Genomic DNA, 16,218 nt, shown 5'->3' with positions numbered 1-16,218 from the left:
GGACCCCTGCTGATGAGTGACGATCCCATCGACCTGTCCGCGCTGCGAAAGCCCAAAAAGACTGCTGCCTGCCCCATCTGCGGGCGCGCACCGGCGCTGGAATTCCGGCCCTTCTGTTCCAAGCGCTGCGCGGATGTGGACCTGAACCGCTGGCTGGGCGAGGTCTATCGCGTGCCCGTAGAGGACACGGCGGACGATGATGAAGGCCGCTGAAAAAATTACACAGAAGCGCAATTCAATGCTTTACAGCCCTGAATGCCTTGTCTATAAGGCGCACCACACCGGGCGCCGGTGAAAAACAAACGCCCCGGTGAGTACGAAGTACGGTGTGCCCAGGTAGCTCAGTCGGTAGAGCAGGGGATTGAAAATCCCCGTGTCGGCGGTTCGATTCCGTCCCTGGGCACCACTTCTTAACCCCCGGAACTTCAATTTTTGACAATGACGCCACAGCGACAGCTTTGGTGGCCCGCAAGCTGTGTATGACGTTGGCATTCTGACCCAGCGTCATCGTGCCATAGTTAAACGAGTTTTAGCGTTGTATCCCTTCTGAAATACGAGCGCCTGTGACTTTTGAAAACGTAATCTATCGCCGTTGACACTTTTACATAATTGCAGAACCATAGGTTCATGCAATTTTCACTCTCACCCCTACCCTTTGTAGAGCGTATCGACCGGGTCCGACTGATCCGAGCGGAGAATGTTGGCCCGGTGACATTTCTGAGGCTGATGGAACGGTTCGGAACGGCCACTGCGGCGTTGGCAGCCCTACCGGACCTCGCGAAACGCGGCGGGAGAAACGCACCCTTACGCATTCCGGAAAAGTCAGAGGTCGAACGCGAAGCGGCGACGCTGGACCGGATGGGTGCTCGGTGGCTGTTCCGCGGAGAGCCCGAATATCCAGAGCCACTGACGGCGTTGGATGATGCGCCGCCGGTGCTGACCCTGCTCGGCTTCCCTGCGTTACTGTTGCGTCCCTGTGTGGCGATCGTTGGCGCACGTAATGCCAGCATAGTTGGGCGCAAAATGGCCGAAAGACTAGGCCGTGATCTGGCGGAGGCAGGGTTCACCGTTGTATCGGGACTGGCGCGCGGCATTGATACGGCAGCCCACCAGGGGGCACTGGCCGGCGGGGCGGCGGGTGGCGGAACGGTGGCGGTTGTGGCGGGCGGAGCGGATATCGTCTACCCGCCAGAAAATGACGGCCTATATCGCGATATTGTGCAGCGTGGGGCCGTTCTGGCCGAATCACCCCTGGGCACAGAGCCGCAAGCGCGGCATTTCCCCCGGCGCAACCGGCTGATCTCCGGCCTGTCGTTGGGCGTGGTGGTGGTAGAGGCAGCGTTGAAGTCGGGATCGCTGATTACTGCCCGCTTTGCCGCCGAACAGGGGCGCGATGTGTTTGCCGTGCCAGGATCGCCCTTGGACCCGCGCGCGCAGGGATGCAACCGCCTGATCAAGGAAGGCGCGGGGCTGATCGAGAATGCCGAAGACGTCATCAGCCACCTGAGAGGCGCCTTCCACCGCCCCCTAGGCGAGCCGGCAGGCGCGCTGTTTCGGCCCAACAGTCCGACCCGCGAAGATGAAGCAGAACTGGAAAAAGCGCGCCGTCAGGTGGCGGAGTGCCTATCCCCCTCCCCGGTTCTCATTGACGAAGTGGTCCGCGGCTGCCAATTGTCTGCCGGGGTGGTGATGACCGTTCTGCTGGAACTGGAACTGGCGGGACGTCTGCAGCGCCATCCCGGTGGGCAGGTCAGCCTGATCTGATCCTGTTCCGCCCTCCGGTGTCCCTATTGATTAAAAGGCGGGTCCTTCAGTGGCTGGCAGTGTCGTCATCGTCGAATCCCCGGCCAAGGCCAAGACCATCAACAAATACCTCGGCCAGGATTTTACTGTCCTGGCCAGTTTCGGGCATGTGCGTGACCTTCCGCCCAAGGACGGGTCGGTGCGCCCCGAAGAGGATTTTGAGATGGATTGGGAACTGGGTGACCGATCCAAACGTCATGTTGATGAGATCGCTCGCGCCGTCAAAGGGGCCAGTCGTGTTTTCCTGGCCACTGACCCTGACCGCGAAGGTGAAGCCATCGCCTGGCATGTGCATGAGCTGCTGAAAGAAAAGCGGTTGGCCGGCAAGGCGGAAATCCGCCGCATCACCTTCAATGAGATCACCAAGAGTGCCGTTCTGGACGCCATCGGCAAGCCGCGCGATGTGGATCAAGAACTGGTCCAAGCCTATCTGGCCCGTCGCGCACTGGACTATCTGGTAGGTTTCAACCTGTCGCCGGTCCTATGGCGCAAACTGCCAGGGTCGAAGTCCGCAGGCCGCGTGCAATCGGTGGCCCTGCGGCTGATCTGTGAACGCGAGGCCGAGATTGAGGCGTTCAAGCCGCAGGAATACTGGACCATCGAGGCGGAGTTCAAAACCCATGACGGTTCTACGTTCACGGCACGCCTGACCCAGCTTGACGGTAAGCGGCTGGAGAAGTTCAGCCTGGGCGACAAGGCTGCGGCAGAAGCCGCCCTAGCCCGCATCCGCCCCATGCTGTTCAAGGTTGGCCGCGTGGAACGCAAGGAGGTGAAGCGTAACCCCTATGCACCCTTCACCACCTCCACCTTGCAGCAGGAAGCCAGCCGCAAGCTAGGTTTTGGCGCCGTCAAGACCATGCGCACCGCCCAGAAACTGTATGAGGGTGTGGATATTGGCGGGGAGACGGTCGGTCTCATCACTTATATGCGTACCGATGGCGTGTCGTTGAGCCAGGAGGCCATTGACGGGTCGCGGCGCCTGATCGACCAGACCTGGGGCAACAATTACGTCCCGGAAAAGCCCCGCATCTACAAGACCGCCGCCAAGAACGCCCAGGAAGCGCACGAGGCCATCCGACCGACCGACCTCTTCAAGCGGCCAGACCAACTCTCGCGCTATCTGGATAAGGATGAACTGCGCCTGTACGAGCTGATCTGGAAGCGCACGGTGGCCAGCCAGATGGCCAGCACCATCATGGATCAGGTCACTGTCGATATCATGTCTAAGGGAGCCGAAGCCGTTTTCCGCGCCACCGGCTCCATTATTCGCTTCGACGGCTTCCTGAAAGTGTATCAGGAAGACAAAGATGATGATGGCGAGGATGAGGAAAATCGCCGCCTGCCACCAATGAAGGATGGTGACGACCTAACGCGCGGTGCGCTTAAATCCGACCAGCATTTCACCCAGCCGCCGCCGCGCTATACCGAGGCGAGTTTGGTCAAGAAGATGGAAGAGCTGGGCATCGGCCGCCCCTCAACCTATGCCTCCACCCTGCAGGTTTTACAGGAGCGCAATTATGTGCGGCTGGAGAAAAGGCGGTTCGAGCCGGAAGATCGCGGGCGGCTGGTCACCAGCTTCCTTGAGAACTTCTTCAACCGCTATGTCCAGTATGATTTCACGGCAGCGCTGGAAGAGAAGCTGGATGATATTTCGGGTGGGCGCATCTTCTGGAAGGATGTGCTGCGCGAGTTCTGGAAGCATTTCCATGCCGCCATTGATGAGACCAAAGACCTGACCATTACGCAGGTGCTGAACGCCCTGGACGAGGCGCTGGGGCCGCATTTCTTTCCCGACCGGTTTGATGCCGAGGGGCAGAAGATCGACGTGCGCGTTTGCCCCACATGCGGGTCGGGGAGGCTGTCACTGAAGCTGGGCAAGACGGGCGCATTCATTGGCTGTTCCAACTATCCGGACTGCCGCTACACCCGCCCACTGGCCGTGGCGGGCGAAGACGCAGAGGCGGATGCAGACCGCGATCTGGGCGTCGATCCAGAGACGAACCAGAATGTGGTGATGAAACGCGGGCCCTATGGCGTTTATGTCCAGCTGGGAGAGGCGGCGACCAAGGCGGAGAAGCCAAAACGCGTCTCCCTGCCCCGTGGCCTGAATCCCCAAGACGTGGACCTGACTATCGCCCTGGCGTTGCTGTCCCTGCCGCGCTCGCTAGGTACGCATCCATCCTCAGGCCAGGAGATCCAAGCCGGTATCGGGCGGTTCGGGCCATATCTAAAGCATGGCGATGCCTATAAAAACATCCCGCCCGACGATGATGTGCTGACGATCGGGTTGAACCGGGCCGTCGTGCTGCTGGGCGATGGCCCGGTGAAGAAGGCCGTAGCGGGGCGCGAACTGGGCAACCATCCCAAGGATGGTAAGCCCATTTCCATCGGCTCCGGTCGCTTCGGTCCCTATGTGAAGCATAACAAGCTGTTTGCCAGCATTACCAAGGCCTATAACGCCGATACCCTGACCCTGGAACAGGCGGTGGAGCTGCTGGCGGCAAAGGCGGCAAAGGACAGCATCAAAAAGGGCGCTGCGCCGGAGGCGGAGGCCGAGGAAAAACCGAAGAAGGTACCGGCCAAGAAGGCTGCAGCACCAAAGGCGGCGGCGGCCAAGAAGCCGGCAGCGAAGAAAGCGACTGCCGCGGCAAAAAAGCCAGCGCTAAAGAAGGCTAAGGTATAGGCTTGGAAAGAAAGACAGGGTGAACCACGTTCAGCCGTGTAAAGGGTATCATCACCCTGGAGGGCCCCATGCGTACCTTGTTTCTAGCAGGCTTAGTCCTGTCGATCATCGCCTTCTCGGCGACGGCGGGGGAGCAGACCACATCAACCAACACCTTCACCCTGCTGGAGAAGAAACCAGAGGCCCAACCGGTCGGCGGTGGGCCCACGTCCCGGACCCTGCCCGATTATAGCCAGGGCGTACCAGTGGCCGAAACGCAACAGGCCCAGCAGGAATCCAAGTGCCGGGTGCGCAAGACGGTGGAGGCCGGCGTCGTCATGGGTGGGGTCAGCGGCACCTATGCAGGGGCGCGGCTGGATTATGGTAAGGATGACAAGGCCCTGGCCCGTGGCTATGCCCCCAACCCCTGCCCCGACACAGGCTTTGCCATGTCCATTGCTGTATCTGGGAGCGACATGGAAGCAAAGCGCCGCAATGATGTCCGGGACCGCTTTCAAACAGACGCAGATCGTCGACCTGACCTAACGGAAAGATAAGTCGATCATCAGGAACCAGTCAGCGTCTTTTCGATATTTAATCCGACTGTAAGACCCCCAATTACCGTACCCGGTTTCGTTCCAGGAATAGTAAAGCTGATCTGTACGCTGAACTGACTAGTGGATTGATCAAAGGCTATATTGTCCACAAAAACGGTGTCTGGACCATTAGGTACAGTCATTGAAAATTTTCGTTCATCAGCTTGCCATAAATCGGTGGACAGTGGGCTAGACGCGACCGCAACACCGGCAGCATTGAACAATAATATTTCTGAGACAGCACCACCGCTCTCGCGCCGGATCCTGGTGAATGCGTCAGACAGCGGATGATCAACAACCGAACTAACCAGCGGCTCGTTTGGATTTGCCCGGTTTTTCTGGAATCGATGGTCCTCATCCATGATTTGCTGGACCGACTTTGCGCCATCGATAGCCCAAGAGGCTTGCAAAGACGAAATCAGCAATGGAGATGCGAGAACCTGATCACGCACCTGCTGAGCCGCCTCTATTGCGATCCGGCGCTCACCGGCAGTCAAGGACATGTTAGCGGCGGCGCAATGTGGTACCTTGGCATTGAAACGTTCCAAGAAACCAGGATGCGCCGCAAGGAAGGTCTTGGAGAAATATACACCAAGCGGCATGTAACGTTGAAAGGTAACCTTCAGGTAAGCGGGGTTGATATTGGCTTCCTTCCAGGCAAAACGGAGTTCTGCTTCATCCATAAGGACTGCCGCGACCCGACCGCCGGCCAGCATACGCAGCAACTGTGTCGCGGAACGTGCACTCCCGTCGGTGATAGCTTCTTGTGCGGCCAGAAACTTCAACTGATTAGAACCAAGGACAGCGGCGACCGGTAAACCGGGGCGGACCTCTACAGGTAAAGTGCCACCGCCCACAGACGTAACCCAGACCCAGCGTTCAAGCGCCAGAGGCAGTGAAAACTTTCCTTCCGGACTGTCGCCATCTATATCCGGAGCAATAGAAAAGACGCCATCCGCCAGACCCATCCGCACCTGCTCACGCGCACGGAGCCAAGGCGCTAAGGCAACTTGATAGCGATGGTTCATCCGATCCATAACGCAGTTAAAGGCCCGCGTAGAGGTACCGTCGAGGTTACCGCCCACCATTTCCTGGTAAGGGGGCGCGATATTGGTCAGAACCCGAATAACCTCTGTGGCGTGCGTCTGCGCGGCGGAGCCGACCAGGACAGTTGCTACCGTCAGCAGGCGCCTAGCCATCGTGACAAGGCGCATAATCACTCCCTTCCTGCCGGTCTTAGGGCCAGCACACGAAGAAAGCTTACGCACATTTAAGCCAGCGCGAACATCTATCCGGAAGGTGCGGAAATGCACGCCTTGTGCGTTACCGACCTCAGCGCAAATGACGCGGGCAATAGATTAGTCAGTAAACTTGTTGTTCCGAGGGAAACCCGTTGGCGGCATCTTTCCTTGGGTTCCGCGAAAAGCGATCCAACCGGCCAGTTCCGGCATGGCAACAGTACGGATACGTCCTTCTGCCCCCCCCAGCTTCCAGGACAGGCCCTCGGTGAGATTGAAACTTTTAACATCAGCCAAGCTGGCATCTTTGTATTTTTGCAAAGCCACACCCTTGCCACGCGTAATGAGCGGCAACTCATCCAGCTTAAACACTAAAAGCTTTCGGTTATTGCCGATGACCGCCACCGCGTCGCCCTCTACCGGAATGACCAATGCAGCAACACCATCATCGGATGGGTTTAAGACCTGTTTGCCGGCTCGCGTCTGGGCCAAGACCTCATCGGCTTCAACCTGGAAACCCCGGCCATCACTGCTGGCGACGATCAGCTTCTGCCCAGGTACATGCGGGAAGAGGGCAATGATTTCGGAGTCGCCGAAATCTGCCATTAGACGTACCGGTTCTCCGAAGCCACGCCCGCGCGGAAGCTTGTCGGCCCCTAGCGTGTAGAATTTTCCGTTCGAAGCAAAAGCCAACAGTTTATCGGTGGTCTGTACGCGCAGGACGAAGCGTTCTGCATCGCCATCCTTGTACTTGGCATCGGCCACCTCTGCGGAGGTAAGATGGCGCGACACGGCGCGAATCCAGCCCTTTTCTGACAGGAACACAGTCAAGGGTTCCCGCTCGATCATCGCTTCAACCGGCACAACAATCTCGGCGGGTACATCCCCAACTTCCGTCCGACGTTCCCCTAAGGCGGTGGAGCGACCGAACTTCTTATCCATCTGCTGCACTTCGGCGCGAATGGATTTCCACCGTTTACCCTCGTCCGCCAACAAGTCGGTCAGCTTAGCCTTCTCTGCCGACAGGGTATCGTGCTCTTTCTTTATCTCGAATTCTTCCAAGCGGCGCAAAGAGCGCAGCCGCATGTTCAAGATCGCTTCAGCCTGGACATCAGAGAGCTGAAAAACGCGCATCAACTCCTTCTTCGGCTCATCCTCCTCCCGGATGATCCGGATAACCTCATCCAGGTTCAGATAAGCGATCAGATAGCCGCCCAGCACCTCTAGCCGATGCTCAATCTCAGCCAAGCGATAGCGTGAGCGGCGGATCAAGACTTCCTGGCGGTGAGCCAGGAAGGCGGTCAACACCTCATGCAGCGTCATCACGCGCGGTATGGTGCCGCCATCCAGAACATTCATATTCAGGCTGAACCGAATTTCCAGATCCGTATTGCGGAACAATTGCTCCATCAACACCGCTGGATCAACATTCCGGCTCTTGGGGATCAGCACAAGGCGAATATCCTCGGCAGACTCATCGCGCACATCGTCAAGGAGCGGCAATTTTCGCTCTGCCAGCAACTCTGCAATCTTCTCAACAAGACGAGACTTCTGAACCTGATAGGGTATCTCAGTAACAACCACCTGCCATGTACCCTGGCCCAGGGCTTCCTTTGTCCAGCGAGCGCGCAGACGAAAGGAGCCGCGGCCCGTACGGTACGCCTCAATAATATTAGCGCGCGGCTCCACCAGGACACCGCCTGTGGGGAAATCTGGCCCCCTCACCCAGCTCACCAGTTCATCCACGCCCACGGGACGGCGCTTTTCTGGAGCGGGCAGCAATTCGCGTTCGATGATAAGGTTCAAAGCACCGCAGATTTCCCCGACATTGTGCGGCGGGATGCTGGTCGCCATGCCGACGGCAATACCCGCTGAACCATTGGCCAGTAGGTTGGGAAACGCTGCGGGTAGCACCATCGGTTCCAACCCGTCACCGTCATAGGTAGGGCGGAAATCGGTCGCGTCTTCGTCAAGACCCAGCATAAGGGCCTTGGCGACCTCCGTGAGCTTGGCTTCGGTATATCGCATCGCCGCGGCATTATCGCCGTCAACATTACCAAAGTTACCCTGCCCCTCCACCAACGGATAGCGGCTGGCGAAGTCCTGGGCCAGACGAACCAGCGCATCATAAACTGACTGGTCACCATGAGGATGAAACTTGCCGATGACGTCGCCGACAACACGCGCCGACTTTTTGGGCATAGTGTTCGGGTCCAGCTTTAGCTGGCTCATCGCAAAAAGAATTCGTCGATGCACCGGCTTCAGGCCGTCGCGCACATCAGGTAGCGAACGGGATACGATTGTCGAGAGTGCATAGGACAGATAACGTTCGCCCAGAGCTTCGGCGAGGCGCTTGTCCAGGATTTCGGTGGCAGCGTCGGTCATAGTCTATCCATACCAGATGCCGAAGGGCGATTTCTATACTGCCTATGAGGTTTAACGGGGCTCTGCCATCAAGCGCGGTAATCCGTCCAAAGAATGACACCCAACCCAACTAGGGTAAGAAAAACCCTCATCAACACCCAGTACCTCCGGCAATCAGTTGCGCCCGGTCATGGGCGATGAATTCGGGCATAGCGCTCAACAAACCGAACACGGGCCGACGGCACTTCTACATGACGTTGGGCAAAGGCCCTATGTTCCAGGAAATGGCCCGTCAGGGCCAAACCTTGCTGAACCTCTTCCGGGCCGCCTTCGGATAAACCCAGCAGGAAAGGCGGCAGCGGAAGAAGCTTGCTCTTGTAGGGTTCCGCTGCTGACGCCGAAACAGCGCGCCCCGTGCGTGGACTGACATGGGATAATCTGTCATTGCCGGTGAAGAGGTCTGATGCCGCCTGACCACTGGCGGCGCAGCGGGAAAGATCAAGGCCGAAACCCACCTCCTCCAAGAGGCCAATTTCCCACCGCACATAGACCTCGGCCCAGACATCCGTCGATAAAGCCTCGAACAAGGCTATTGTGGCGCCGAAAAGACCCGGGTGCGGTTCCCGGTCGGCCAGCAGCCCGTCCAGCAATGCACAAACTGATGCCAAACAAGCGAGTCGCTGTGGGTCGTCGAGGAACGGCGCCGCATAGGCCCGCTCCACTTCCAGAGACCAACTCCCCAACTGGTCGGCGACCCGTGCCCGCCAACCTGCCGTCAGCAGATTGCCAGGTTCCAACAGCGCGCGGTATCGGGCCGACTGCCCACCGTGCAGTAGTCCCGCGTGCCGACCATGATCGCGTGTTAGCAGAAGCGCCAATGCGGCGCTTTCTCCATACGGTCGTGCGGAAAGCAGGATCGCTTGATCATTCCAGTCCATACGTTCAAGTCTATTACAAAGAACAGGAAGCCGTTAAGAGGCATGGATTGGGCATTCGCCGGCCAACGAAGCCAGATCGCCTTTCAAATGGCTGAGCCGGGTTCACCCGGAAGACCTGATCTGGCTACAAAAGGTGGCCGAAGAACAGCTCCGGACCAGAGAAGGACACAATGGGCCAGCACCCCAAGGGGCCGATGATGGTCTAGGGGAAGGGAACGTCATGGTCACCGTGACCACCCAGACGCGCCGGCGTCCACGACTTTCTCTGAAATCCCTTTGGAGTCCAGGGCCGGTCATGATGGTTCCGGTATGAGCGGGATCTCGGCATGGAGTGCATTACACAGTCGGTGAGCCAGCGCCGATAACTCGTCCAGGCCGTAGTCGGTGTGCAGCCCACAGCCCCAGACCGGGCCCGGCCAAGCCGGATCATCGCGCCGTCGCGCCACCACGTGAATGTGAAGCTGCGAAACGACATTACCCAGGGCGCCGGTATTGATCTTGTCAGGCTGGCAAAGGCGCTCAAGCACACGAGCAGCGGCGGATGCCTCCCGCGACAGCAGCCCCTGATCGTCGGGGGACAGGCGGTGTATTTCCACTGCTCCCGCTCGGCGTGGCACAAGAATGAGCCAGGGGAACAGGCGATTGCGCATAAGCAGCACGCGCGACAGGGGCCAGTCACCCAAGGACGCTGTATCCTTCACCAGTCGCGCATCCAAATCGAATCCAGTATCCATCACCTTACATCCGCCCTGGCTCCCTGCCCGGTCTATACCAAGATGGGCCGGCTGCGCTATGCTGAGACCTGTCACAACGGATGGCCATTGCGCTTTTCATAAAAATACCAGAAACGGCTGCCAGAAGCTGACCAGCCGCCATTCCTGGCGGGTGGTGTCCAGGGGCAAGACAGGAACGATGGGCAAGATTTTGAAAATGCGGGCTTCGGCCTGGTTGGTGCTGTTGCTGCTGGTCCTGGGCAATATCGGGGCCTGGGCTCTGTCCAACCGGCCCACCACACCTGAGAAACTATGGTCGGGTACCATCTCCGGTGTGGCCTTCAGCCCCTATCAAGAACATCAAAACCCGCAAGATGGTCGTCACCCAAGCCGCGCTGATATGGAGCGCGATGTGGCGGTCGTCGCTCCGTTTGTCCGATCCATCCGCACCTATACGGTCACCGATGGGTTGGAGGTGATTCCAGAACTGGCTGCCAAGCATGATCTGGATGTGACGGCCGGCGCCTGGATTTCCGGCGATCTGGGCAAGAACGAGCAGGAAATCAACTCCCTTGTCCGTTTGGCCCGGGCCAACAAAAACGTCACCCGCGTGATGGTGGGCAATGAGGTGATGTATCGAGGCGATCTGGAGGTCGAGGCCCTGATCGACTATATCCAGCGCGTCAAACGGCAGATGGATGTCCCCGTTTCCACCGCCGAACCGCCCTATGTCTGGATCAGATATCCCGAGTTGGCGCAGGCAGTCGATTACATCACCATCCACCTGCTGCCCTATTGGGAAAAGGTGCCCATCGAACAGGCCATGGATCAGGTTCGCCGTGGCTATGATGAGGTACGGGCAAAGTACCCGGACAAACATATCCTGATCGGGGAAGCTGGCTGGCCGTCAGACGGTCCCTATCGGGGCGGGGCACAGGCCAGCCTGGTAAACCAGGCCCAGTTCATCCGCAATTTCCTGAACCTAGCCGGTGAGAACCGCTGGGACTATTACATCATGGAAGGATTCGACCAGCCATGGAAGCGGCAGATCGGCGGCGAAGCGGAGGCTAACTGGGGCATCTGGGATACCCATCGCCAGATGAAATTCCCCATGGAAGGTGGAGTGTTCGAGGTGCCGGGCTGGCCGGTTCTCTGCGCCATCGCCACGCTTCTGGCCTTTATCCCCATGTTCTGGTTTGTGCTGGCGCGCGATGATCTGAAGCCTGCCGGGCAGCTCTTCTATGGCGCGCTCATTCAGGGGATCGCGTCGGGTCTGGTCTGGACCGCGACGGAGGCGATGACGACGGGCATGAACACCATGTCCTTCGTGGCCTTTCTGATCCTGATCTGTGCGCAGATCCTGCTGCTGATCGTCGTTCTGATCGACGGGTTGGAACTGACGGAGGTGGTGTGGACCGACCGCTGGAAGCGAAAATTCACGCCCGTGAAGGTCAATACCAGCGGCTATTACCCCAAGGTCTCCATCCATGTGCCCTGCTATAACGAGCCGGCACATATGGTGATCGAGACGCTGAACGCGCTGGCGAAGATGGATTATCCCAACTTCGAGGTGCTGGTCATCGACAACAACACCAAGGATGAGGAAGTGTGGAAGCCGCTGGAGGCGCATTGCGCCAAGCTGGGCCCGCATTTCCGCTTCTTCCATCTGGCGAAATGGCCGGGATACAAGGCCGGTGCCTTGAATTTCGGGCTGGCGGTTACCGCGCCCGATGCTGAGGTCGTGGGCGTCATCGACAGCGATTATCAGGTCACGCCAGATTGGCTATCCTCCACCATTCCCTATTTCGAGAGCCCGAAGGTCGCGTTCGTCCAGAGCCCGCAGGATTACCGCGACTGGCAGATCCATCCCTTCCATCGCATGATCAACTGGGAATATCAGGGCTTTTTCCATATCGGCATGGTCCAGCGTAATGAGCGCAACGCCATCATCCAGCATGGCACCATGACCCTGATCCGCACCTCCATCCTGAAGCGGGTGGGCTGGTGGGCCGAATGGTGTATCTGCGAAGATGCCGAACTGGGCCTGCGCCTGTTCGAGGAGGGGCTGGAAAGTGTCTATATGCCCGACAGCTTCGGCAAGGGTCTGGTCCCGGACAGCTTTGCCGGGTACAAGACGCAGCGCTTCCGCTGGGCCTATGGCGCGGTCCAGATCATCAAGCGGCATTGGCGGGAATTCCTGCCCAGCGGCAAGACGCTGACCTTTGGCCAGAAATACCATTTTGTCACCGGCTGGCTGCCCTGGTTTGCCGATGCGGCCCATATGCTGTTCGTGGTCGGGGGCATCTTCTGGTCGCTGGGTCTGCTGTTCGCGCCCAAATATTTTGAATTCCCGCCCACCGTCTTCATCATGCCGACCTTGGGGGTATTTTTCTTCAAGGTGGCCTGCGGCCTCTGGCTTTATGCGGCGCGGGTCAAGTGCGGCTTTCTGGACAAGGTCAATGCCGCCGTCGCCGGCATGGCCCTGACCCATACGGTGGGCCGCGCTGTCTGGACCGGGCTTTTCACCGAGGGGCGTCCGTTTGTGCGCACGCCCAAATGTGAGGATCAGCCGGCTTTGATCCAGGGCTTCCTGCATGCCAAGGAAGAGGTCATGCTGATGCTGGCCCTGTGGGTCACAGCCTTTGCCGTGGGCTGGAAAGAAGGCGGCGACAATCGCGACGCCTATATCTGGTCGGCCATGCTGGTCGTCCAGTCCCTGCCCTATATCGCGGCCCTGGCCGTGGCCACCATCAATGGCCTGCCCATGCCCAAGCAGGAAGAAGGACCGACGGCCCCGGCGGCGGCGGAGTAAGCCCGATCATTTGACCGAGCGGAAGAAGCGATCCCACCATCCCCCACCGGGGCAGGTGAGACCTTCTTCCGCCGCACAGCCGCTGCGGGTGAAGGCAACGGTGGAGACGCGGCCCAGCACGCGTTCCAGCGGCACATAACCGACATCGTTCAGAAAACGGCTGTCACCGGAATTGTCACGGTTGTCGCCGGCCATGAACAGGTGACCGTCGGGCACGATATATTCCGGGGTGTTATCGGCCATGCCGGCGTCGGTATTCTCAAGGATCAGGTGACGGCGACCGCCGGGCAGGGTTTCCTGATATTCGCTGGCCGTCACGATGGTGCCGGAATGGGCGCGATAGGTGATGTCGCGCAGCTTTTCCCGTGCCACCAGCGCGCCATTGATATAAAGCCGCCCGTCCAGCCATTGCAGCCGGTCACCGGGCAAACCAACCACCCGCTTGACCAGATCACTTTCTTCGCCTGCCTTGCGGAAGACGACAATGTCGCCGCGTTCGGGCAGGTCACCCAGGACCCGGCCTGCGCCTATGGGCAAAGGCACAAAAGGGGTAGAAAAGCGGCTGTAGCCATAGGGATATTTGGCCGCATAGAACTGATCACCCACGGTCAGGGTGGGCAACATGCTTTCCGAAGGGACATAAAAACCCTGATAGAGGAAGGTATTGACCAGCAGATAGGCCCCACCGAAAAGGGCGATGCTGCTGGTCCATTCCCGCAATGTTGACCGTGGTTTGACGGTCGCCGCGCCCTGGCCTTCCGTCCCCGCCATCAATCCGCCGCCACCCAGCGGAACAGACGGTCAGACCAGCCACCACCGGGGCAGATCAGGCCGGGTTCTTCGCTGCAGGATTTGCGGGCAAACGCGACCATGGAGACACGCCCCAGCACGCGTTCAACAGGGATATAACCGACCTGACGCAGATAACGGCTGTCCTGCGAGTTATCACGGTTATCACCCATCATGAACAGATGGCCGTCCGGGACCTTATATTCAGGCGTATTGTCGGCAAAACCGTCATCCCGCTGTTCAACGATCAGGTGTTTGCGGCCATTGGGCAGGGTTTCGGTATATTCCGTCACCTGCACCACCATGCCGCCATTGTCGCGGTAAGCATAGTCACGGGTTTTTTCGCGCGGTACTTCGGTCCCATTGATGTAGAGCCGGCCGGCGGTGACCTGCACCGTGTCACCCGGCAGACCAATCACCCGCTTCACATAATCTTCTTCCGTCGATGGCAAGCGGAATACCACAATGTCGCCACGTTCGGGCGTGATGTCGGGGAAGCGGGCCGAACCGCCGACCGGCAGCGGCACAAAACTGGTGGAGAAGCGGCTGTAACCATAAGCATATTTGGCCGCATAAAACTGGTCACCCACCTTCAAGGTGGGCAGCATGCTTTCCGATGGGACATGGAAGCCCGCAAACAGCAGCGTGTTGATGACGAGGTAGAAGCCAGCAACAAAACCGACCAGACCTGCCCATTCCTTAACAACTGCGCGCAAAGCCATTCCTCCTCACGGAAAACAGTGCCGACACCATGCCCGCGGCTCTGTTCATGGTCAATCATCCGCCAGCATGGCGGGTCCGGGGTCCTATGGTCTGAGGCCTTTTCACGCAGGGGGCTGCGCCGTCGCCGGGCCACCTTCCGGCACCACGACCTCGCCTTCGTCCGCCCCCGCTTCCGCCACGGGAGCATCGGCACGGCGTTCCAGCACGGCGGCGAAGAAGCCATCCGTGTCATGTCGCAGCGGCGTCAGGCGCAGCATGTCGGTGCCAACGGGTGGCTTTCCCCAGGCCGCGGGCCAGGCAGAAGGCACAGGGACCAGGGCAAAATCCGGATGCGATGCCAGAAAGGCCTCCACCTGACCCTCATTTTCCTCCCGCAGGACCGAACAGGTGGCATAGACCACGCGCCCGCCAGGGCGGACCAGACGGGCGGCACTGTCCAGGATGCTGGCTTGCAAGGGGAGCAATTCCACCAATCCCGGCCCCAGGGGACGCCAACGGCTATCAGGATTACGGCGCCAGGTCCCGGTGCCCGAGCAGGGCGCATCCACCACCACCCGGTCAAACTTGCCCTTGTGGCGCTTCACCCAAGGATCGCGTTCGGTCTTGATGGCCCGGGTTTCGATATTGTGCAGGCCGGCGCGGCGGAAACGTTCCTTGGCGCGGGTCAGACGGCCTTCCAGAACGTCGGTTGCCACCACACGCCCCTTATTTTCCATCATGGCGGCGATGGCCAGCGTCTTGCCGCCGGCCCCGGCGCAGAAATCCACGACCTGCATGCCAGGCTGGGCATCGGCCATAAAGGCCACCAGTTGCGAACCTTCATCCTGGATCTCGATCATGCCGGACTTATACGCGTCCAGCGCCATAACAGGGGCGCGACCGGCCAGACGCAGGCCCACGGGCGACAGGTCGGTGGGCGTGGCCTTGATCCCGGCGTCGGCCAGCGCCTTGATGGCGTCCTCGCGCGTGCCCTTCACGGGGTTCACGCGCAGGTCCAGCGGCGCTTCACCCAGCATGCCCGAGGCTTCGGCCAGGAAACGATCGCCAAAGGTGGCGCGCATCGACGCTTCGGCCCATTCCGGCACCTCGGCCTGAACCGCTTCCGGCTGGTCAGGATGGTTCAAGGTGCGGGTGTCCAGCGCCCGGATCAGCTTGCGCTCACGATCCGACAGGGGGGCGGGGGCGAACTTGGCGCCATTGAACAGGCCCGCCACGGCATCGGCCGTGCGGCCCCCGGCCAGGATACAGTCGGCAATGACCAGGGCGCGCGGATCGGGCATGTGGTTCACCCGTTCCAGCCACCAATGCAGCCGCGCCCAATGGCGCATCACGCCATAGACCAGCGACGCGATTTCCCCCCGGTCTTTGGCCCCGATATACCGGCGAGCGCGAAAAAAGGCGCTGGTGACGGCATCGGCCGGACGCGGGGTGTCCATCACCTCGGCAAGCAGATCAGTCGCGGTGGCCAAACGGGCGGCGGGGGTCATGGCGTGTCTTCTCGATACTGGCAGCACTGGTAAAGCCGGCGACTATAGGGCCGCGCAGGGCGTCGTGGAAGTGCCGGGCGACCATGGCTGCCC

12 protein-coding genes and 1 tRNA gene are annotated in these 16,218 nt (G+C 59.6%); 6 read left to right on the top strand and 7 right to left on the bottom strand.

Annotated elements, in window-relative coordinates; translation table 11 throughout:
* Positions 1 to 12 precede the first annotated feature (12 nt).
* The 5 genes from CHU95_RS15315 (at position 13) to CHU95_RS15295 (ending at position 5,022) form a co-directional block, all read left to right on the top strand.
* Complete coding sequence (locus CHU95_RS15315) at positions 13 to 213, top strand: DNA gyrase inhibitor YacG (RefSeq protein WP_094457161.1); 201 nt, start codon at positions 13 to 15, stop codon at positions 211 to 213.
* A gap of 117 nt (positions 214 to 330) precedes the next feature.
* Positions 331 to 406, top strand: a tRNA-Phe gene (locus CHU95_RS15310).
* A gap of 221 nt (positions 407 to 627) precedes the next feature.
* Positions 628 to 1,764, top strand: coding sequence for a DNA-processing protein DprA (gene dprA, locus CHU95_RS15305; protein ID WP_094457160.1), 1,137 nt, complete (start codon positions 628 to 630; stop codon positions 1,762 to 1,764).
* A 49-nt stretch (positions 1,765 to 1,813) separates the two neighbouring features.
* Entirely contained in the window at positions 1,814 to 4,486 is a 2,673-nt protein-coding gene (gene topA, locus CHU95_RS15300; protein ID WP_094457159.1) for a type I DNA topoisomerase, read from the top strand.
* A 68-nt stretch (positions 4,487 to 4,554) separates the two neighbouring features.
* Positions 4,555 to 5,022 (top strand): hypothetical protein, encoded by a 468-nt coding sequence (locus CHU95_RS15295; RefSeq protein WP_094457158.1) that lies wholly within the window; start codon positions 4,555 to 4,557, stop codon positions 5,020 to 5,022.
* An 8-nt stretch (positions 5,023 to 5,030) separates the two neighbouring features.
* Here the strand turns inward: CHU95_RS15295 and CHU95_RS15290 are convergent, their stop codons facing one another.
* The 4 genes from CHU95_RS15290 to CHU95_RS15275 form a co-directional block, all read right to left on the bottom strand.
* Positions 5,031 to 6,275 carry a hypothetical protein gene (locus CHU95_RS15290; protein WP_094457157.1) on the bottom strand — a complete coding sequence of 415 codons (1,245 nt, stop codon included), beginning with the start codon at positions 6,273 to 6,275 and terminating at the stop codon, positions 5,031 to 5,033.
* A 144-nt stretch (positions 6,276 to 6,419) separates the two neighbouring features.
* Complete coding sequence (gene parC, locus CHU95_RS15285; RefSeq protein ID WP_094457156.1) at positions 6,420 to 8,684, bottom strand: DNA topoisomerase IV subunit A; 2,265 nt, start codon at positions 8,682 to 8,684, stop codon at positions 6,420 to 6,422.
* A gap of 167 nt (positions 8,685 to 8,851) precedes the next feature.
* Positions 8,852 to 9,601, bottom strand: a complete 750-nt coding sequence (gene recO / locus CHU95_RS15280) for a DNA repair protein RecO (RefSeq protein ID WP_094457155.1) — start codon at positions 9,599 to 9,601, stop codon at positions 8,852 to 8,854.
* Positions 9,602 to 9,894: 293 nt separating this feature from the next.
* The gene (locus CHU95_RS15275; protein ID WP_094457154.1) at positions 9,895 to 10,335 is read right to left on the bottom strand and encodes an HIT domain-containing protein; all 441 of its coding nucleotides are present in this window, start codon (positions 10,333 to 10,335) and stop codon (positions 9,895 to 9,897) included.
* A gap of 178 nt (positions 10,336 to 10,513) precedes the next feature.
* On the opposite strand from CHU95_RS15275, the gene CHU95_RS15270 reads away from it, so the two are divergent.
* Positions 10,514 to 13,126, top strand: coding sequence for a glycosyltransferase (locus CHU95_RS15270; RefSeq protein WP_207762511.1), 2,613 nt, complete (start codon positions 10,514 to 10,516; stop codon positions 13,124 to 13,126).
* A 6-nt stretch (positions 13,127 to 13,132) separates the two neighbouring features.
* On the opposite strand, the gene lepB (CHU95_RS15265) is transcribed toward CHU95_RS15270, so the two are convergent.
* From lepB (CHU95_RS15265) to CHU95_RS15255, 3 genes are all read right to left on the bottom strand, one after another.
* Complete coding sequence (lepB, locus tag CHU95_RS15265; protein WP_094457153.1) at positions 13,133 to 13,897, bottom strand: signal peptidase I; 765 nt, start codon at positions 13,895 to 13,897, stop codon at positions 13,133 to 13,135.
* Positions 13,897 to 14,631: a signal peptidase I gene (gene lepB, locus CHU95_RS15260; RefSeq protein WP_165772200.1), complete on the bottom strand. Its 735-nt coding sequence runs from the start codon at positions 14,629 to 14,631 to the stop codon at positions 13,897 to 13,899. The genes lepB (CHU95_RS15265) and lepB (CHU95_RS15260) overlap by 1 nt, the downstream gene beginning before the upstream one ends.
* Before the next feature lie 108 nt (positions 14,632 to 14,739).
* Positions 14,740 to 16,125: an RsmB/NOP family class I SAM-dependent RNA methyltransferase gene (locus tag CHU95_RS15255; RefSeq protein WP_094457151.1), complete on the bottom strand. Its 1,386-nt coding sequence runs from the start codon at positions 16,123 to 16,125 to the stop codon at positions 14,740 to 14,742.
* Between the last annotated feature and the right edge of the window lie 93 nt (positions 16,126 to 16,218).

Source organism: Niveispirillum lacus, from assembly GCF_002251795.1.
GTDB classification, from domain to species: domain Bacteria; phylum Pseudomonadota; class Alphaproteobacteria; order Azospirillales; family Azospirillaceae; genus Niveispirillum; species Niveispirillum lacus.
This window is presented reverse-complemented; position numbering and strand designations above follow the sequence as displayed.